General features: G+C 65.8%; 15 protein-coding genes. 7 read left to right on the top strand and 8 right to left on the bottom strand.

Going from position 1 to position 19,973, the window contains the following annotated elements; genetic code table 11:
• Window positions 1-18: 18 nt before the first annotated feature.
• The 4 genes from ACSBQT_RS02940 to ACSBQT_RS02955 form a co-directional block, all read right to left on the bottom strand.
• Window positions 19-1,155: an acyl-CoA dehydrogenase family protein gene (locus tag ACSBQT_RS02940; RefSeq protein ID WP_410709636.1), complete on the bottom strand. Its 1,137-nt coding sequence runs from the start codon at window positions 1,153-1,155 to the stop codon at window positions 19-21.
• A gap of 139 nt (window positions 1,156-1,294) precedes the next feature.
• Window positions 1,295-2,437 carry a CaiB/BaiF CoA transferase family protein gene (locus ACSBQT_RS02945; RefSeq protein WP_410709637.1) on the bottom strand — a complete coding sequence of 381 codons (1,143 nt, stop codon included), beginning with the start codon at window positions 2,435-2,437 and terminating at the stop codon, window positions 1,295-1,297.
• A gap of 235 nt (window positions 2,438-2,672) precedes the next feature.
• Window positions 2,673-3,896, bottom strand: coding sequence for an acetyl-CoA C-acetyltransferase (locus tag ACSBQT_RS02950; RefSeq protein ID WP_410709638.1), 1,224 nt, complete (start codon window positions 3,894-3,896; stop codon window positions 2,673-2,675).
• Window positions 3,897-4,186: 290 nt separating this feature from the next.
• Entirely contained in the window at window positions 4,187-5,080 is an 894-nt protein-coding gene (locus ACSBQT_RS02955; RefSeq protein ID WP_410709639.1) for a LysR family transcriptional regulator, read from the bottom strand.
• Window positions 5,081-5,381: 301 nt separating this feature from the next.
• Between ACSBQT_RS02955 and hutU the strand changes: the two genes are divergently transcribed.
• From hutU to ACSBQT_RS02985, 6 genes are all read left to right on the top strand, one after another.
• The gene (gene hutU, locus ACSBQT_RS02960) at window positions 5,382-7,103 is read left to right on the top strand and encodes a urocanate hydratase (protein WP_435000811.1); all 1,722 of its coding nucleotides are present in this window, start codon (window positions 5,382-5,384) and stop codon (window positions 7,101-7,103) included.
• A 369-nt stretch (window positions 7,104-7,472) separates the two neighbouring features.
• On the top strand, window positions 7,473-8,744 hold the full coding sequence (gene hutI, locus ACSBQT_RS02965; RefSeq protein WP_410709646.1) for an imidazolonepropionase: 1,272 nt from the start codon (window positions 7,473-7,475) through the stop codon (window positions 8,742-8,744).
• 35 nt (window positions 8,745-8,779) lie between these two features.
• On the top strand, window positions 8,780-10,456 hold the full coding sequence (gene hutH, locus ACSBQT_RS02970) for a histidine ammonia-lyase (protein WP_435000812.1): 1,677 nt from the start codon (window positions 8,780-8,782) through the stop codon (window positions 10,454-10,456).
• 110 nt (window positions 10,457-10,566) lie between these two features.
• On the top strand, window positions 10,567-11,835 hold the full coding sequence (locus ACSBQT_RS02975; RefSeq protein WP_435000813.1) for an allantoate amidohydrolase: 1,269 nt from the start codon (window positions 10,567-10,569) through the stop codon (window positions 11,833-11,835).
• Complete coding sequence (locus tag ACSBQT_RS02980; RefSeq protein WP_410709649.1) at window positions 11,832-13,226, top strand: formimidoylglutamate deiminase; 1,395 nt, start codon at window positions 11,832-11,834, stop codon at window positions 13,224-13,226. The genes ACSBQT_RS02975 and ACSBQT_RS02980 overlap by 4 nt, the downstream gene beginning before the upstream one ends.
• Window positions 13,227-13,229: 3 nt before the next feature.
• Entirely contained in the window at window positions 13,230-13,973 is a 744-nt protein-coding gene (locus ACSBQT_RS02985; RefSeq protein ID WP_410709650.1) for an IclR family transcriptional regulator, read from the top strand.
• Window positions 13,974-14,022: 49 nt separating this feature from the next.
• Here ACSBQT_RS02985 and ACSBQT_RS02990 read toward each other — a convergent pair whose 3' ends face one another.
• Both ACSBQT_RS02990 and ACSBQT_RS02995 read right to left on the bottom strand, forming a co-directional pair.
• Window positions 14,023-15,537: a BCCT family transporter gene (locus tag ACSBQT_RS02990; protein ID WP_435000814.1), complete on the bottom strand. Its 1,515-nt coding sequence runs from the start codon at window positions 15,535-15,537 to the stop codon at window positions 14,023-14,025.
• A 494-nt stretch (window positions 15,538-16,031) separates the two neighbouring features.
• On the bottom strand, window positions 16,032-16,412 hold the full coding sequence (locus tag ACSBQT_RS02995) for a VOC family protein (protein WP_167193543.1): 381 nt from the start codon (window positions 16,410-16,412) through the stop codon (window positions 16,032-16,034).
• A gap of 497 nt (window positions 16,413-16,909) precedes the next feature.
• Here ACSBQT_RS02995 and trpS point away from each other — a divergent pair, with 497 nt between their 5' ends.
• On the top strand, window positions 16,910-17,950 hold the full coding sequence (trpS, locus tag ACSBQT_RS03000; protein ID WP_135810029.1) for a tryptophan--tRNA ligase: 1,041 nt from the start codon (window positions 16,910-16,912) through the stop codon (window positions 17,948-17,950).
• Between the two features lie 18 nt (window positions 17,951-17,968).
• Here the strand turns inward: trpS and ACSBQT_RS03005 are convergent, their stop codons facing one another.
• A complete protein-coding gene (locus ACSBQT_RS03005; protein WP_410709653.1) occupies window positions 17,969-19,222 on the bottom strand; it encodes a methyltransferase domain-containing protein in 1,254 nt (417 codons plus the stop codon).
• A 180-nt stretch (window positions 19,223-19,402) separates the two neighbouring features.
• Entirely contained in the window at window positions 19,403-19,915 is a 513-nt protein-coding gene (locus ACSBQT_RS03010; protein WP_167193545.1) for a hypothetical protein, read from the bottom strand.
• Window positions 19,916-19,973: the final 58 nt, after the last annotated feature.

Below are 19,973 nucleotides of genomic sequence, written 5' to 3' on the forward strand. Positions count from 1 at the left end.
CTTGTTTCAGCCGCCTCGTCAGGACAGAGAGCGGGCAATGATCGTCCGCTGGATCTCCGACGAGCCTTCGTAGATGCGATAGATCCTCGCATCGCGAACGTAGCGTTCGAGCGGAAAGCCCCGGGTGAAGCCGTAGCCGCCGTGGATCTGCAGGGCTTCATCGGCTATGTACGCGGCCGCTTCGGAGGCAGCGAGTTTCGCTGTGGCTGAGGAGCGGGTGAAATCGACCCCTGAATCGCGCTGTTCGCCGGCGTCCATCGTCAGCAGCCACGCCGACCGGTACTTCGTGTACATGTCCGCGAGCTTGAATGCGATGCCCTGCAGGCGGCCCAGCGGTTTCCCGCTGATCTTGCGCTCACCTGCCCACGCCACGGCGGCGTCGAGGGCGGCCTTGCCGATTCCCAGGCTCATCGCCGCGACCTCGATGCGACCCCGGTCGAGCACCCGCATGGCTGTGGTAAAGCCCTCGCCTGCGTCCCCGAGGAGGGCGTCCTCGGGCACGACCGTGTCGATGACGAACTCGTAGACCGGGCTGCCGCGCAGACCCATCGTCTTCTCCGGGGGATTGAAATCCAACCCCGCCGAGGCGGCCGCGGTGTCGACGATGAATGCGCTGATTCCCTTGTGGCCGGCATCGACGTCGGTCTTCGCGTAGACGATGATGAAGTCCGCGAAGCCGGCGTTGGTGATGAAGCACTTCGTGCCCTTGAGGTGCCAGCCGCCGTCAACCCGTGTGGCCTTCGTCGACATCTCCGCCGGGTTCGAGCCGGCACCCGGCTCGGTGAGTCCGAAAGCTCCGATGACTTCGCCGGCTGCGGCCCGCGGCAGCCACGCTTCGCGTTGGGCATCGGTGCCGCCGAGGAGGATCGAATCGGTGGCGAGGAACTGCGCGGTGACGATCGACGCTGTCGACGCGCACGCCTCAGTGATGGCGGCGACCATCTGGCTCATCGCTACCGATCCGACTCCGGGTCCGCAAAATTCCTCGGGCAGGTTGAGCCCCATGACCCCCACCTCGGCGAGGGTCCTCAGCGTCTCATCCGAGACGCGTTCGTTCGCATCCGCGGCCGCCGCCTGCGGGACGAGGACGTCCTTGCTGATCCGGGTGACCGCGTCGACGAGTTCCTGTTCGTCGGCGGTGATGTCGAAGGCCATGGGTGCTCCTTGGAGGTGGGGGTCGGTTCGATGGAATTGGACGGGGCCCGGATCGGGAAGATCAGGGAATCCCGGCGGAGAGGCTAGGGGATTCGTGCGGAGTGCGCCGCCTCGGCGAGGTTGGCGCCAGCCGGTCAGGTCAGGGTGCGTCGGTGGGTGTGGCGAAGTCTGCATTGTGCTCGCCGAGGCGGGGCGCCGGAAGCGCGGACGCGGGGCGGGTGCCATCGACGAGGAGCGGGTGGCCGAGGAAGGCGTGCCCGGACCGGAGATCGGTGGCGGTCAGGCCACGGTCCGCGCCGATGGGGCCGGTGACCGCCTCGGCAAAGTCGAGAACGGGGGAGTTCGGGATTCCGGCTGCTTCGAAGATCTCGCACAGCTCGGTCACGGTGCGCCCGGCGGTGAACTCTTCGATCTCGATGCGCAGGGCCTCATCGTTGTCCGAGCGGTGAGCATCGGTGGTGAAGCGCGGATCCGTTGCCAGCCCCGGCTTGCCGAGGGTGGCGGCCAGGGTGCCGAAGAGGCGGTCGTTGGCCACAGCGATGACGAGGAGTCCGTCGGCGGCGCGGTAGGTGTCGAACGGTGCCGAGACCGGGTGGCGGTTGCCGACCCGGGTGGGAGCGGATCCGGCGGAGTGGATGGAGGCGTTCGTCGGCTGCATGGCGAGCATGACGTCGAGCATCGGGATGTCGATATGGGTGCCTTCGCCGGTCGTCTGCCGGTGGAAGAGCGCCGACGAGATGCCGAAGGCGGCGAAGACTCCGGCGGAGACGTCGGCGATCGATTCGCCCACGCGGGTGGGCGAGCCCTCGGGGAAGCCGGTCGAGGCCATGAGGCCGCTCAGGGCCTGGATGACTGTGTCATAGGCGGGACGTCCCGCCTGGCTGCCGTGCTGCCCGAAGCCGGAGATCGACGCGTAGACGATATCGGGCTTCACGGCCCTGAGGTCCTCATAGGACAGGCCGAGCTTCGCGGCGACTCCGGGACGGAAGTTCTCGACGACGACATCGCTGGTCTTGATGAGGTCGAGCAGGCGAGCGTGGTCTTCCGGGTCCTTGAGATCGGCCTCGACCGATCGCTTGCCGCGGTTGAGTCCGGTGAAGTAAGTCGACCCGGAATCTGTGAAGGGTCCGAGATGTCGGGAATCGTCCCCGTGGCCGGGCATCTCGATCTTGATGACCTCGGCGCCCTGGTCGGCGAGCATCGCCGTGGCGTAGGGACCGGCGAGGACTCGGGAGAAATCGGCGACCCGAACCCCGGTCAGCAGCTGCTTCGTTGCGTTCATGATCCTCATCCTCGGCGCTGACCAGGGCGAAGACAACGGGGTCTCTGCGGATTTCGTCCGAGGTGTTGGACGGGGCGGGTACGCAGTCTGGGCTGGGCTGGAGGCGCGACGGTCTCGGTCGCCGGAGTCGCGGAGAGTTCCGGCCGTTCCGTGCGGGAAATGGGTGTCTGTTCCCGCACGGAACGTCCGGAACTCAGTTCTGCCTTGAAAAGATCAGGCTCAGGAGGGGTGAGTCTCAGGCGACGCGTTCGAAGACGGCGGCCATTCCCTGACCGCCGCCGATGCACATGGTCTCGAGACCGTAGCGCGATTCGCGGCGATCCATCTCGCGCAGCAGGGTGGCGAGGATGCGCCCACCGGTCGCGCCGACCGGGTGGCCCAGCGAGATGCCCGAGCCGTTGACGTTGAGACGCTCGGCGAAGTCGGATTCGGACAGCTTCCATTCGGTCGTGCAGGCGAGCACCTGCGCCGCGAATGCCTCGTTGAGTTCGATGAGGTCGATATCGCCGAGTTCGAGACCCGCACGCTGCAGTGCCTTCGCGGTCGCGGGGACCGGACCGATGCCCATCGTCTTCGGCGGCACTCCGGCCACCGCCCAGCTGCGCATGCGGGCGAAGACCCGCAGGCCGAGCTCGGCGGCCTTGGCTGCGGTGGTGACGATGCACAAGGCGGCACCATCGTTCTGGCCCGAGGCATTGCCTGCGGTCACCGTGGCCTCATCGTCGGACTTCCCAAGCATCGGCTTGAGCTTCGCGAGCTTCTCCACCGTCGAGCCAGGACGGATGTGCTCGTCTGTCGTGATGACCTGTTCGGGAGTCTTCCGGGTGGCGGGCAGCGTGATCGGCACGATCTCGTCGGCGAACTTCCCTTCTTCCGTCGCCGAGGCGGCCCGACGATGCGATTCCACGGCGTAGGCGTCCTGGTCCTCCCTCGAGATCTTGTATTCCCGACGCAGGTTCTCCGCGGTTTCGATCATTCCTCCGGGCACCGGGTAATCCTTGCCGCCGGCGGTGAGGCGGCCGCGGACGAGACCGTCCTTGAGTTCGATGTTGCCGCCCTTGACGCCCCACCGGATCTCCTCGTTGAAGAACGGTGCGCGGCTCATCGACTCGACGCCGCCGGCAACGACGAGGTCGGCGAAGCCGGCTGAGATCATTGCGTGGGCGTCGGCGATCGCCTGCAGGCCGGAGCCGCAGCGACGGTCGACCTGGCGGCCGGGAACGGTGATCGGCAGTCCCGCATTGAGCGCGACGACTCGGCCGATCGCCGGAGTCTCCATGTGCGGGTAGCAGTTGCCGAGGACGACATCCTCAATGGCCTCGCCCGGCAGATTGGTCTTCTCCAGCAGAGCTGTGAGGACCTGTCGGCCGAGCTCCTCATGCGGAACGTCCTTGAACTGTCCGCCGAATCCGCCCACGGGGGAGCGGAGAGGTTCGCAGATGACGATGTCTTCGGACACAGAGTCTCCCTTTGGGTTGTGATCGAGCCGTCCTGCCGCGGCGGTGGGGCATCGATCCCTTCGGCATCACTACCGAAGCTGATATCAATACGTTCTGATTTATGAACATATCCGAATATATCGGCGGAGACAAGAGGTCGTCTCAATGAATGGGCATCCGGACGCGTCGACGGCAGACGCATAGGCGGCGGACGCGCCGACGGCGGACGCGTGCGTGGTGAACGGTGGTGGGGTCGGTCGCGTGGGCAGCTGCCGCGGGGAAATGTGAACGGCGGTGAGACCGGCCGCGCTCAGCGGACTGTCGGCAGGACCGCCTCGGCGACATCGAGGACCGTGCTCAGGGCCGCGTCCTGCTGATCGAGGCGGTATGCGAGGTGAAGTTGGGTGGCTTCGTTCGGGAGATCGAGCGGGACCGCGGTGATCCGCGAGTCGTAGCCCGCGGCGACGGAGTCGAACGTGATCGTCACGCCCATTCCTGCGGCCACGAGCGCGGAGATCGACTGCGAGTCGGGGGCCTCCTGAGTCGTGCGGGGGCTGAACCCGGCATCGAGGCACAGGCGCATGGCGGTTTCGCGCAGGTTCGAATTCGGCCGCGCGGGCAGGAGGACGAAAGGTTCGTCGGCGAGCTCTGCGACGTCGATCTTCTTCCGTTTCGCCAGGCGATGTGAACTCGGCATGGCGACACATGGGCGCTCGATCGCTACGGGGCGACCCGCGATGAGCGGAGGCCGCCGACGCCAGCGGACCAGCGCGAGGTCGAGAGTGCCGTCCATGATCCTCTCGAGCCCTTCGTCGGCATAGACCGTCGACTCGAGGTGGAAGGTGATTCCCGGATTGCGTTCGTGCGAGGCCGCCACGAGGGTCGCGGCGAGGTCCCGGGAGGACGGGTGCGAATACCCGAAGCGCACGCGTCCGACCTCGCCGCTGGAGGAGCGGTGGACGGATTCGATGGCGGCCTGCTGGGTGGCGAGCATGTGTTTGGCCGGTTCGAGCAGGGCCTCACCGGCGGGGGAGAGGCTGACCGAGCGGGTCGTGCGTTGGAACAGTGAGGCACCGAGTTCGGTCTCCAGGGAGCGGATTGTGCGGCTCAGCGGGGGCTGGGCCATGCCGAGGCGTTCGGCGGCGCGGCCGAAGTGGAGTTCCTCGGCGACGGCGACGAAGGCGCGGATCTGCTGCAGCTCCATTGACGATCTCCCTCGTCAGGCGTTCAGGCGGTCGGGCATGCGGGTGGCCATCATTATTGCACGCTGGGTAATCAATGCCTGAGCTGTTTTGTAGCGCTCGGCAATGGGGTGTGGGACGCATACTCGAGCGTGTCCGAAATATCGGACAGAACTTGATCCGGACCACTTCCGCGATCCTCTCCAGCCGCCAGAATGGGATGTGTAGTCAGAGCAGACAGCGCAGGACGGGCCGGTAGTCGGTTTCCTGCCGAACCCGCAGACCAGTATCCGCCTCGTCGGACACAGCGACAAGGAGAATCCCATGACCACCAAGCCGTCGTTCACTCAGCACGACCCGTCCCGCGTCATCCGCGCCGACCGCGGAACCGAGATCACCGCGAAGTCGTGGCAGACCGAAGCGCCCAAGCGCATGCTCATGAACAACCTCGACCCCGAGGTCGCCGAGCGTCCCGAAGACCTCGTCGTCTACGGCGGCACCGGCCGCGCCGCCCGCTCCTGGGAAGCATATGACGCAATCGTGCGCACCCTCGACGACCTCGAGGACGACGAAACCCTCCTCATCCAGTCCGGCAAACCCGTCGGCGTCATGCGCACCCACGAATGGGCGCCTCGAGTGCTCATCGCGAACTCCAACCTCGTCGGCGACTGGGCCAACTGGGAGCACTTCCGCGAGCTCGAGGCAGAGGGCCTGATGATGTACGGCCAGATGACCGCCGGATCCTGGATCTACATCGCCACTCAGGGCATCCTCCAGGGCACTTACGAAACCTTCGGCGCCATCGCCCGCAAGCGCTTCGACGGCACCCTGGCCGGCACCCTGACCATCACCGCCGGCTGCGGCGGCATGGGCGGAGCCCAGCCGCTGTCCGTGACCCTCAACGGCGGCGCCTGCCTCATCATCGACGTCGACAAGACCCGCCTCGACCGCCGCAAGGGTAAGCGCTACCTCGACGAGGTCGAAACCGACCTCGACACCGCACTGGCCAAGGTCATCGAAGCCAAGAAGAACAAGCAGGCACTGTCGGTCGGACTCGTCGGCAACGCCGCGGAGATCCTCCCGCTCATCCTCGACCGCCCCGAGGCGGCCGAGGTCGACATCGTCACCGACCAGACCTCCGCGCACGACCCGCTGTCCTACCTGCCGATCGGCGTGAGCGTCGACGAATGGCACGACGAAGCCGACCAGGACGCCGAGAAATTCACCATCCGCGCCGAGGAGTCCATGGCCAAGCATGTGAAAGCCATGGTCGAATTCCAGGACCGCGGCGCCGAGGTCTTCGACTACGGCAACTCGATCCGCGACGAAGCTCGCAAGGCCGGATACGATCGCGCCTTCGAATTCCCCGGATTCGTCCCCGCCTATATCCGTCCTCTTTTCTGCGAAGGACTCGGACCCTTCCGCTGGGTGGCACTGTCCGGCGACCCGAAGGACATCGAAGTCACCGACCGGGCGCTGAAGGAACTCTTCCCGGAGAACGAACACCTCCACACCTGGCTCGGCGCCGCCAATGAATACGTTGAGTTCGAAGGTCTGCCGGCACGCATCTGCTGGCTCGGCTACAAGGAACGCCATCAGGCCGGCCTGCTGTTCAACCAGCTCGTCGCCGAAGGCAAGATCTCGGCCCCGATCGTCATCGGCCGTGACCACCTCGACTCCGGGTCCGTCGCCAGCCCCTACCGCGAGACCGAATCCATGCTCGACGGCACAGACGCCGTGGCCGACTGGCCGCTGCTCAACGCCCTGGTCAACACCTCCTCGGGTGCTACCTGGGTGTCGATCCACCATGGAGGCGGCGTCGGCATCGGCCGCTCCATCCACGCCGGTCAGGTCTCCGTGGCCGACGGCACCGAACTGGCCGCGAAGAAGCTCGCCCGCCTGCTCACCAATGACCCGGGCATGGGCGTCATCCGCCACGTCGACGCCGGCTACGACCGCGCCTCCGAGGTCGCTGAAGAGCGTGGCCAGCGCGTGCCGATGATCCCCGAGCTCGACAAGCGCGACGAGGAATCTGCCGCACAGTAAGCAGTTGGAGTCGCCGCGTCGACGGGCATACGTTCGACGTCGCAGTCTCTTCGGCTCACCCTGCTCTGAAAGGCTCACGTTCTTCGGTGTGCATTTCAGAGCAGGGTGTACCGAAAGAGGAATCCGCCGGACGCGCTAACTGAATAGCTCACAAAAAGGCAGGCAGCCCAGTATCAAAACTGGGCTCCCTGCCTTTTGCTGTGCCGCTGGAAGTTGGTGACAACGAGCAGCAGGGTGCGCAGCCCGGCTCGGATCATCGAAGACGATGGTCCGAAATATCGGACAATTATCTGCGGGAGAGGTTCTGCCCCGCCATCGTGCGGTCCATACTGAGAGGGAATCATTCTCGATCGGAAAGGGCCGACCGTCATGCAGCTATTCACCGGGATCAGCGAACTCGTCGTCAACGACCTCGACACCCTCGGCGAGCTGGGTGTCATCACCGATGCAGCGCTGCTCATCGACGACGGTCGGATCATCTGGTCGGGACCGTCCGCTGAGGCGGACACCGCGGTATCGAGCCGCCTCGGTGAGGGGGCTGGATCAAAGCTCAACGACGATGACATCGCCAACGGGGAAGTCACCTCGGCGAATGACCTCGGCGGACTTGAGACGATCGACCTCGGTGGGAAAGCCGTCATCCCCGGCTTCGTCGACAGCCACAACCACCTCATCTTCGCCGGCGATCGGTCCGAGGAATTCGCGGCCCGGATGGCCGGGCAGAAGTACTCGGCCGGGGGCATCGCCACTACCGTGGCCGCGACCCGAGCCGCCACCGAGACTGAGCTCGAGGCGAACCTCGTCCACCTACTCGATCAGGCCAAGCGGCAGGGAACGACGACGTTCGAGATCAAGTCCGGCTATGGGCTGACCGTGCCCGACGAGATCCAGGCCCTCGACATCATCAACCGGCACACCGAGGAATCGACGCTCATCGCCGCCCACGTCGTCCCCCCGGAGTTCAAGGACGAGCCGGAACGCTACGTCGACCTCGTCATCGACGAGATCATCCCAGCAGCCGAAGGCAAAGCGAAGTGGATCGACGTGTTCTGCGAAACCGGTGCCTTCACCGAGGATCAGACCCGGCGGATTATCGAAGCCGGCAAGGCCGTCGGAATGAAACCGCGGCTGCACGCCAACCAGCTCACCGAGGGAGGGGCGCTCAAGCTCGGCGCCGAACTCGGCTGCGTGTCCGTCGACCACGCGACCTTCGCCTCCGATGAGGACCTTGAGATCCTCGCCGAGGCGGGCACCGTCGTCACCCTGTTGCCGAGCATCGAATTCTCCACCCGCCAGCCCTACCCCGACGCCCGCCGCTACGTCGACGCGGGAGTATCGCTGGCGATCGCCAGCGACTGCAATCCCGGGTCAGGGTTCTCCAACAGCATGCCCTTCGTCATCGCCATCGGCGTCCGGGACATGCACTTCACCGTCGAACAGGCGGTGTGGGCAGCGACAGCGGGCGGGGCCAACGCCCTGCAGCGCACCGATGTCGGCCACCTCGGAGTGGGGGCCCGCGCCGACCTGGCCATCCTCGACGCACCCAGCTACCGCCACCTGGCTTACCGGCCCGGTGTGCAGCTGGTCGAGAGGGTCTACTCCGGCGGTGAGCTCATCGTCGACAACCGATCCCGCGACTGAACTTCATCCACGACGAACACAAGGAAAGGCTCTTCATGACCACATTCATCGATCTCGACCCCGATACGCTGACCTTCGCCGAGGTGGTCGACGTCGCCCGCCGCGACGCAAAGGTCTCCCTGTCCGAAGCCACTCTGGCCCGGGTGAACAAGTACCGCGAGGCCATTGACGCCCTCGCTCAGGCGGAGAAGCCCGTCTACGGAGTCTCGACTGGATTCGGTGCGCTCGCCCAGCGCCACATCCCCGCCGAACTGCGCACCCAGCTGCAGAAATCGCTCATCCGCTCCCACGCCGCCGGCGTCGGCGAGCCCGTCGAACGCGAAGTCGTGCGGGCGCTGATGCTGCTGCGCGCCCGGACACTCGCCACCGGTCGGGCCGGCGTCCGCGCCGAAGTCCTCCAGACCTACGTCGACCTGCTCAACGCCGGAATCACCCCGGTCGTCCACGAATACGGATCACTCGGCTGCTCCGGCGACCTCGCGCCCCTGTCGGCGTGTGCCCTCGTCGTCATGGGCGAAGGCGTGGCCGAAGGGCCCGACGGAGTGGCGGGACCGGCCGACGAGATCCTCGCAAGGGCCGGAATCACCCCGGTCACCCTGGCCGAGAAGGAAGGTCTTGCGCTCGTCAACGGCACCGACGGCATGCTGGGCATGCTCATCATGGCCCTGACCGACCTGGAGAACCTGCTCACCGCCGTCGACGTGTCCGCGGCCATGAGCATCGAAGGACTCTTCGGCACCGACGCCGTCTTCGCCCCCGAACTCCACTACGCGCTGCGCCCGCACGACGGTCAGGCCGCCTCGGCCGCGAACATGCTCGCCGCGCTCAAGGACTCGGGCATCACCGCCAGCCACCGCGACTCCACCCACCTCGTCCAGGACGCTTATTCGATGCGCTGCGCCCCGCAGGTCAACGGTGCCGCCCGCGACGCCGTCGCCTTCGCCACCGGAGTCGCCGAACGCGAACTGCGCGCAGCCATCGACAATCCCGTCGTGCTCACCAATGGAATGGTGTCCTCGAACGGCAACTTCCACGGTGCACCGCTGGCCCACGCCCTGGACTTCCTCGCCATCGTCGCCGCCGACGTCGCCTCGATGTCCGAACGCCGCACCGACCGGATGATGGATGTCGCGCGCAACCAGAACCTCACTCCATTCCTCGCCGATGACGCCGGCGTCGACTCGGGCCTGATGATCGCCCACTACACGCAGGCGGCCATGGTCTCCGAGGCCAAGCGGGGCGCGACACCGGCCTCGGTCGACTCGATCCCGTCCTCGGCCATGCAGGAAGACCACGTGTCCATGGGCTGGTCGGCCGCACGCAAGCTGCGCAAGGTCGTCGACAACCTCGCCTCCGTCGTCGGCATCGAACTCTATGCCGCCTCCCGTGCCTGCGATATGCGCGATTCTGCACCGGCACCGGTGACCGGAGCCGTGATCGCGAAGATCCGTGAAACCGTTCCCGGACCCGGCCCTGACCGGTTCCTCTCGCCCGAACTCGCCGAGACCATCGCGAAGGTCAAGGACGGAACGCTGGTCGCAACCGCCGAGTCGGTCGCACCGCTGACCCACACCGTCACCTCCGCCGCCGGAACCTGGCAGCCGGAAGACGGCGGACCGGCCGTCAACGATCCCGAGTTCACTGCGCTGGGTAACCTCGAAGCCGCCGCCGAGGCTTCGGGCACCTCAGCAGCCACCACCCACCAGGACTGACACCGGGCAGGGGCCGGTCTCACACAGTCGTCTGCCCCGCCCCGCGGCTCGTCCGCACCGGAGCCGGCCATCGACCGGACCCGACCGATTTCGAACGGAGTGAACTGTTAATGAGCGATGTCGTCTCGCTGCTGAGCCAGATCGAGGACACCGGCCGCGACACCCGCGGTCCGGGCTACCAGCGGCCCGGATTCTCGGACACCGAACGGGAGCTGCGTGAGTGGTTCCTCGCCGAGGCGGCCCGCCGCGGTCTCGATACCGAGATCGACGCCAACGGAATCACGTGGGCCTGGGCCACCCCGCAAGGTGCGAACGCCGTCGTCACCGGTTCCCACCTCGACTCGGTGCCCGGCGGCGGCGAGTTCGACGGTCCTCTCGGTGTCGCCTCGGCGCTGGCGGCCTTCGATGTGCTCAATGCCTCCGGCGCACTCGACCAGTCCACCCGACCCTTCGCTCTGGCTGTGTTCCCCGAGGAAGAAGGTTCACGCTTCGGCGTCGCCTGCCTCGGTTCGCGGCTGCTCACCGGTGCCATCGACGCTGACCGTGCACTCGGTCTCAAGGACGCCGCCGGTGACACCTTCGCCGACGTCGCCCGTGGCTATGGCCTCGATCCGGATCGGATCGGGCGTGACCAGTCTCGGCTGGCCGGAATCGGTTCCTTCATCGAACTCCATGTCGAACAGGGCGTCGGTCTGATCAACACCGATCAGGCCGTCGCCATCGGCTCCTCGATCATCGGTCACGGGCGCTGGCACTTCGCCTTCTCCGGTCAGGGCAACCATGCCGGCACGACTCCGATGAGTCATCGCGCCGACCCGGTGGTCGCGGCCTCTCGTGTGATCGGGGATATCCCGACCCTAGCGGCCGCCACTGACGCGACTGCCGTGGCGACCGTGGGGCGCACTCTCATCCACCCGGGCGGGACGAACGTCATTGCCTCGGCCATGAGTTTCTGGCTCGACATCCGCCACCCTGACGACGCGGTCGTCAAGCAGGTGCTCGAGGCGATCAGCCACCGCGCCCAGGACCATGGCTCCGATTCAGGTGTCGAGGTGACGATCTCGCAGGAGTCCTACTCGCCGACGACTCACTTCACCGCCGATCTCAACTCCCGCTTGACCTCGGCGTTGCCGGACGCTCCGCTGCTGCCCTCGGGCGCCGGCCACGATGCGGGCATCCTCGCACCCCATGTGCCTTCGGCGATGCTCTACGTCCGCAACCCGACCGGCGTCTCCCACGCTCCCGAAGAGGCCTGCGAGGTCGACGACCAGAGGGCCGGAGTCGATGCGCTCGTCAAGGTGCTCGCCTGCGAACTCGGCATCGAGAACGCCCTGGCCGACGGCAATGCGGCAGGCCCGACGACAGGAGCTGCGCGATGAGCACCCGCTACTGGTGCGAATCCGCCTGGATCGACGGAGCCGTTGCTCACGGAGTCCTGCTGAGCGCCGACGACACCGGAACGCTCACCGCCGTCGAAACCGGGATCGACACCGCTCCGTCCGACGCCGAGGCGGTGTCCGGGTTCGTCCTGCCCGGCGGAGTCAACGCCCACTCCCATGCCTTCCATCGGATGCTGCGCGGTCGCACCCACGGCGACGGCGGCACCTTCTGGACCTGGCGCGAAGTCATGTACTCCGTCGCCGCGAAACTCGACCCGCAGGCCTACGAGACCGTGGCGCGCGCAGTGTTCGCCGAGATGCTCGCCGGCGGCTACACCTCGGTGGGCGAATTCCACTACGTTCACCACGCGCAGGACGGAACGCCGTACGGCACCGAGCGTCCCCGTGGGGATGCGAACGACGATGCCGAACCTCGCGCCCACGCCATGGAACGGGCGCTGGCACGGGCGGCCGCCTCGGCGGGGATCCGTATCCGACTCCTCGACACCTGCTACCTCACCGGCGGCATCGACTCCGAACTCTCGGCCGAACAGGCCCGATTCGGCGACGGCACGATCGACGGATACCTGGACCGGCATGCCGGCCTCATCGGCGCCTTTGCCGACGAATTTCCCGTTGAGACCCCAGGTGAGAGCTTCGTCCATGTGGGAGCCGCGATCCATTCGATTCGTGCGGTCCCGGCGGCAAATCTGCAGCGGTTCACCGAACTGCCCGGGCCCGTGCACGTCCACCTGTCCGAGCAGCCGGCGGAGAACGAAGCCTCCCAGGAGGCGTACGGAGCCACCCCGACCGAGGTTCTCGCGCGCTCGGGGGTCGTCGACGACCGGCTCTCGGCCGTCCACGCTACCCACCTGAGCGGGGAGGACATCGCGATCCTCGGCGGCTCCCGGTCGACGATAGTCATGTGCCCGTGCACCGAGGCGGACCTCGCCGACGGCATCGGCCCGGCCCGTGAACTCGCCGACGCCGGAGCTGTGATCTCACTCGGCTCCGACCAGCACGTCGTCCTCGACGCACTGCGGGAGACCCAAGGACTCGAGGCAGGGGAGCGGCTGCGCTCGGGGCAACGCGGACGGTTCTCTCCGACCGAACTCATCACCGCGCTTACCGAAGGCGGGGCGCGCAGTCTCGACCTTCCGGTCGGTGCGCTCGAGGTCGGGAAGGCGTGCGACTTCGTGGCTGTGCGCACCGACAGCATGCGCACCATGGGGTCACTGGGCGAGCAGATCATCCTCACGGCCAGCGCGAGCGATGTGCATCTGACCGTCAGCGGCGGGAAGGTCCGCGTGCGCGACGGAGTGCACACCGAGCTCGGCGATATCGCCGAACTCTACGCGCAGGCTTTCGCCGCGTTGGAGATGGAGCGCTGAGTCGTGGCTGAGGTTCCCGCACTGCGGCGGGCGATCGCGATCCTGCGGCATATGGCCTCGTCGAACCGATCGATCACGGCCGGCGCCCTGGTCCGGTCGCTCGAGATCCCGCGGTCGAGTGCGTATGACATCCTCGCCGTGTTGGAGGAGCTCGGGCTCGTGGCGCGCACCGAATCCGGGTATATGCTCGGAGCCGGCGTGCACGAGCTCGGGGCGTCCTACCTGCGGACGAACCCCTTGCAGCGGTTGGCGCAGCCGATCGTCCGGCAGCTCGCCGAGGATGCTGCGACGACTGCGCAGTTGGCCGTGATCCGCGGCTGGGAGACGGAGTACGTGCTCAAGGAGCAGTCCCTGAAATCCGTCGCGGTCATCACCGCCACCGGCGTGCGCATGCCCAGCTACCTCACGGCGACCGGGCGGGCGATCCTCGCTCAGCTGCCGAAGTCCGAAGTGCTCGCGATGCTGCAGTCAGAGACCGAGTTCGTTACGCGCACGGGCAAGGGCCCGACCTCGGTGAAGGCGCTCAACGCGGTGCTCGCTCAGGAGCGACGGACCGGCACCGCGATCGAACACGGCGAAGTCACGCCCGGGATCTCGACGCTCGCGGCACCGGTGTTCGACGTGTTGGGTCGCCCGATCGCGGCCATCGGCCTCTCGTTCGTCACCGAGACCCTGCCCGAGGACACCGATCCGATCGTCGACCAGGTCAAGGCCGCCGCCGCCGAGGTGACCGCCAAGCTGCGGTGAATGTGTCCGGTCCGCTTGCGCCGACTTTTCGGCGCGGTCGGGCCGAGCGTCAGAGCCCGAGGACTCGTCGCTCGCGCGCGACCTCCTCGACGATCTGGTGATCGCTGCGCAGCTCCTTGATCAGCGCGATGCCGAGGACGACCACGATGACGGTGAACGGAACCGCTGAGAGCATCGCCGCCTGCTGCAGGGCCTGCAGTCCGCCGACGAGGAGTAGGACGACCGCGCAGCCTCCGGTGAGGAAGCCCCAGGTCGCGATCACGGGACGTCGGGGAGCGAAGGACCCGCGTGAGGACAGCGAGCTGAGCACGAAGGTGTTCGAGTCTGCGGAGGAGACGAAGAACAGGATGACCATGATGATCGTGAAGACCGAGGCGAGCATGGACAACGGCAGCTGATCGAGGAGGCTGAAGAACGCGGTATCGAGATTGTCCTGAGTGGCGTCACCGATTCGGGCCCCGTCCATGTCGAACTTGATCGCCGAACCGCCCATGACGGTGAACCAGATGAAGAACACGGCGCTGGGAACGAGAAGGACTCCGGCGACGAATTCCCGGATGGTCCGGCCCTTCGAGATCTTGGCCAGGAAGATGCCGACGAAGGCGCTCCAGGACAGCCACCACGCCATCATGAAGTAGGTCCAGCCGAGCATCCATTCGCTGTCTTCGGCATTCGTGGGTGTCATGAAGCTGAGTTCGATGAAGTCTCCGGCGAAGGCTCCGACGGACCGGACGAACAGGTTGGAGACGAAGCCGCTGGGTCCGGTGATGAAGACGAACAGCCCCAGCAGAGTCGCCATGGTCAGCGTGATCTGCGAGATGTACTTGATGCCTCGGCTCACTCCGGTCAGTGCCGAACCGGTGAAGAGGAGGGTGAGCACGGTGATGACGATGATCTGCATGACGATGGTGGAATCGACGCCGAGGACGGTGTTGAGTCCCTCGCCGATCTGCGAGGCGCCGAGCCCCAGGGACGTCGTCGTCCCGAAGAGTGTGGCGATGATGGTGAGGATGTCGATGAAGTTGCCGACCCAGCCGTCGACGAAGCGGCCGAGGACGGGGCGCAGCATCGTGGATACGAGTGCCGGTCGGCCCTTTCTGTGGGTGGAGTAGCCGATCGCCAGTCCGAATACGCCGAAGATCGCCCAGGCTTGGAAGCCCCAGTCGAGGTAGGAGAACTGCATTGCGCGGATCGCCGCGTCCATGGTCTCCGGCTCGGCCAGTCCGTGGGGCGGGGTCACGAAGTGCGACATCGGTTCGGCCACTCCGTAGCTGACCAGGCCGATTCCCATCACAGCTGCGAGGATCATCGCGAGCCAGGTGATCGTGCGGTATTCGGGACGCGAGTCCTGCGAGCCGAGGCGGAGGCGACCGAATCGACTGGCGGCGAACGACACGAGCATCGCGATCGCGGCGAACGGAACGACGAGGTAGATCCAGCCGAATCCGGTGGACACTGTCGTCATGGCTCGCGTCATGATGTCAGAGAGCGCATCGGGTGCGATTGTCGCCCACACCATGAAGGCGATGACGACGGCGACCGAGCATACAAAGACTTTCCCCACTCGGTTGGAGTGTGGGGCTGCATCGGGTGCCGTGGGGGAGTCGGCCGTATCAAGTGCGGATCCGGCCCCGCCGGCAGGGGGAGGGTCGTCTGACCCGCTCGAGGAAGCGGACGCGGTTGAGCGGTCGGAACCGCCTGCAGTGCCGCTTGCGGGTTCGGGGGTGGGTGAGTTCAGCATCGTCATCGTGGTCTCCGGAATCACAGCCGCCTCGGTGGCGGGCATGAGCAATCGTCGGTTCAGCGGGTGGGATCGGGCAGATTACACAACAGGCCCCGCGAACTGGGTCGTTCGTGGGGCCGTGCGACTGACGAGTCTATGCGCTCGCCGCCGAATCGCCACATGTATGAGCGCGGCAACAGCAGAGTGTGAGTCTTCTCGCGGTGGAGTACTGACGCTGCCGGGCCCCGCCGACCGCTCGAGTTGTCGTCGCTGTGCCGAGTTATGCGGCGAGCAGTGGACGCTGGCTCGATCGGTCGGCGAGGGGCAGCAGCTGCTCAGAGGTATGGACGAGTGATGAGCTCGAGATACATTCCCGACGGGTCGAGGAAGTAGACACCGCGACCCCCGTGCTCGGTGTTCGTCTCCTGCGGGCGAGTGCGCTGTGGGTCCGCCCAGTAGTCAAGCTCGCGCTGTTTCAGCAGGTCAAGGGCTCGACCGAAGTGATCGTCCGGGCAGAGGAAGGCCATGTGCACGGGCAGGATGTCGTACCCAGGCGGGGGAGAGGCGAACTGGAGCATGACCCCGCCGGAGAGCATGATGTTGGCGAACGGTCCCCAGGACTGGGTGTGCTCGGCCTCAAGGATATCGACATAGAACTGCGCCGAGGCGGCTGGATCGGCTGCGGCGACGATGGTGTGGTTGAAAGTTGCTGACATGATGAAGTTCCTTTTCAGAAGGTTTCTGATTCGCTGATCGCCCGAGACGTTTTCGGGCATGGTGAACTGAGAATTGAGAAATGGGCTTCATCATGAGGTGGGCCGCGAGCAGAACGCTCGTGACCTCTGCGGCTCAACTATCGACCGGGTTACCGATCCGTGAGCGGCTGTTCGCCTGTCCGGTCATCGTCACCGAGCATACAATCCGCCGGCTCGAAGCGGAACAGCTGTCGCGAACGTGGTCTGGGGTAAGGCACCTTCAGGATTCGACTGACGTGCGCATTCACGCTGTCGGCCGTGCACTTGTGCTCCAGGTGGCTTCTCCAAGAGGTAGAGTGTTGGCATGCGCAATTCCGGACTCAATTGGTGGTGGCTGCTCCTCACAGCAGCCGACTGACGCATACCCGCGGGCTGCATGGCAGCCCGCAACTTCTGTGGATCCTTCTGTGCTACCCGTGCAACTCTGACCGCATCACCGCACAATCGGGAGATCACACATGGATTCCTATTCCGCCACACTCGCACGAATGTCCCAGCTCCGCAGTGAGGTCGAAACGCAGCCGGACAAGTACAGAATGCTCACGGGCGAGCGTCCGACTGGCCCGCTTCATCTCGGCCATCTCTTCGGCTCGATCCTCGAGAGAGTCAGCCTGCAGAATCGTGGAGTCGAGACCTTCATCGTCCTCGCCGACTACCAGGTGATCACGGACAGGGACACCTCGGCGAATGTGAAGAACAACGTCCGCGAGGCGATCAAGGACTACGTCTCGGCCGGTATCGACCCCACACGGACAACGATCTTCACCCACTCGGCCGTACCTGCCCTGAACCAGCTCCTTCTGCCCTTCCTCAGCCTGGTCTCGGACAGTGAGCTTCGGCGAAACCCAACTGTGAAGTCAGAGCTTGCCGCCTCAGAGCGCCCGTTGAGCGGACTGCTGCTGACCTACCCTGTTCACCAAGCTGCGGACATCCTTTTCTGTAAAGGCAACTTGGTGCCGGTAGGCAAAGACAATCTTCCGCACGTCGAGATCACCCGGACCATCGCGCGCAGATTCAACGAACGATACGGCGGAGTTTTCCGCGAACCGGACGCAATGCTGACGCAGACTCCCGAGCTTCCTGGCCTCGATGGGCGAAAGATGTCGAAGAGCTATGGAAATGCCATCTCGTTGGGAATGAGCGCTGATGAGACTGCCGCCGTCATTCGCAAGACCCAGACAGATTCTCAACGACAGATCACCTATGACCCCCAGGGGCGGCCGGGGATTTCGGCACTTTTGGTGACCACGGCAGTCTGCACAGGTGCCGAGCCGGAAGATATAGCTTCGGAGGTCGGAGAATCCGGTGCGGGCGCGCTCAAATCCCTGGCCACAGAGGCGGTGAACGAATTCCTCTCCGACCATCGTGCGCGCCGGCGAGAACTTGGTGCGGACCCGACGACGGTTGATCGAATACTCGCGAATGGCAACGAGCGCGCCAATGCCATCGCTGACGCGACATTGGCGGAGGTCCGTGCAGCTATGGGGATGGACTATTGATTCAAGTAGGGCGCGCCCTCACCGCCGATGGAGCAGGACTGCGATCTCGAGGTGCTTCGTGTGCGGGAACATGTCGAAGATCCGTGCCAGGGCGACCTCGTAGGCAGGCATCCGGGCGAGATCCTTCGCCAGAGTGACGGGATTGCAGCTCGAGTAGACGATGTGCTCGACGCCGGAGTTCTCCAGTGCTGCCGACAGACGTGCTCCGATCCCTCGCCGAGGCGGATTGACGATCACGCAGTCCGGTCGTTCGGCGCCGGCAATGCCGGTCGAACCGTGGCCGTCGACCGAGCCCACTGGGCCGTCAGCATCGACTGTGCTGGTCGAGCTGACTGATGCCGCCAGGTTCTCCTCGGCGAACTCCGTGGCATCGCCGGCGAGGAACCGAGCGTCGATGCCGAGCTCGGCTGCACTGACCTTCGCCGACTCGATCGCCTGCTCGCTCACCTCCACGCCGGTGACCAGGCGCGATGGTGACGCGCAGTAGAGCGCGAACCCTCCGACGCCGCAGTAGAGGTCCCACAGGTTCGAGGCCTCGACAGCGTCCACCCACTCGGCCACTTGGTTGTAGAGCCCGATGGCGACAGCGGTATTCGTCTGGAAGAAACTCTGTGGCCGCAAGTGCAGATCCACCCGATCGAGGTTCATCCGCAGCGATTCGCCGCGGAGCATCTCTTCCCGGTTGCCTTCGAGAACCGCCTTGTGCTCGGGCAGCAGATTCACCGACACCACGGACGCGGCGGGAATGAGCTCGAAGAGCGGCCCTTTCCGCGACCGCAGCACATCGAGACCGTGCTGAGTGCGGACGACGAACCGGATCATCAGCTCGCCCGACGGCGCCGCCGTGACATGGACGAACTTCAACTCACCCCTGCGCGCTGCGACATCATAGGGCTCGAGCCCGGTGCCATCGAGGAAGTCCGCAAGCACCGGAATCACCGCACGGATCGCCGGGGCCTGAATTCCACAATCACGCAGATCGACCCCGTGGAACTCCTGATCGAGGATGCCCAAGGTGATGTGCCTGGCCGACCCGCCGACGGCGAGCTTCGCCCGATTCCTGAAATCCCGTGCCCCGCCGGCGAAGGTCGGCAGCCACACACGTGGAGCTGCCTCGGCGAGGATCTCGCGGCACCAGGTTTCCTTGTCCGTGATCTGCTGCCCATAAGGCGTCTCGATGAGCGCGCAGGAACGGCATTCCCCGCGCTCGAAATAACCGCAGTTCAGGCGCCCATGATCCGCCGAGGCGGGGGTCAGCGGCAAGGTCGTCATCCCCTCATTCTATTCCGCGATCGGCTCCGGAATATCGTTGACCCGGATCGTCTGGCACCGTAGATAATTTCGGACAGTTCGCCGAAAAACGGGGTGAGTGTCGAGAAACGCATGCGCACACGCGTTCTTCGGCGCTCAGCCCGTTTTTCGGCGAAGTCGGGAGAGGCGCGCGCCAGGAAATCAGGCGGCGATGAAGGCGAGGGCGACGAATGTGCCGAATGAGACGAACGGGGCGATCGCTGCAATCGCGATGGCGATGATGCCGGGTGTTCGGCCCCGCCCGGTGACCGCGGCCGTGATGCCGAGGATGATGCCTGTGAGACCTAAGCAGGTGCACAGGCCCTGGACTCCGACGAGAACGGTCGCCAGGGTCTGATACCAATCCGGTGTGTCCGTGAAGTAGTAGCCGGACGCGGCCTCGGACGGCCCGACGGTCACGCCCAGGATCACCGAGGCGGCCAGGCTCAGGGCCATGGCGACGATCGAGAGCGCCACGGCCACCTTGCCCAGCGCCGGCGACTTTACCGAGGCGGCGCCATCCATTCGAGTGTTGACGCCGTTGTGCGCATCAGCCAGATCGTCGGGCCGCGGCGAGGCATAGACGGGATGGACGGGAGGGGCGGGGACTCGGGGCTGCTGTGCCGCGAGCTCATCGTCGGTGGGCTGGGGGTACGAGAAGTCCGTCGAAGTCATGCTTCGACGCTATCGACGCAGAAAGGCGGCGCCCCACCCTGCTATCCCAAGAGTGGGG

This window comes from Brevibacterium sp. H602, assembly GCF_051172395.1.
Classification (GTDB): domain Bacteria; phylum Actinomycetota; class Actinomycetes; order Actinomycetales; family Brevibacteriaceae; genus Brevibacterium.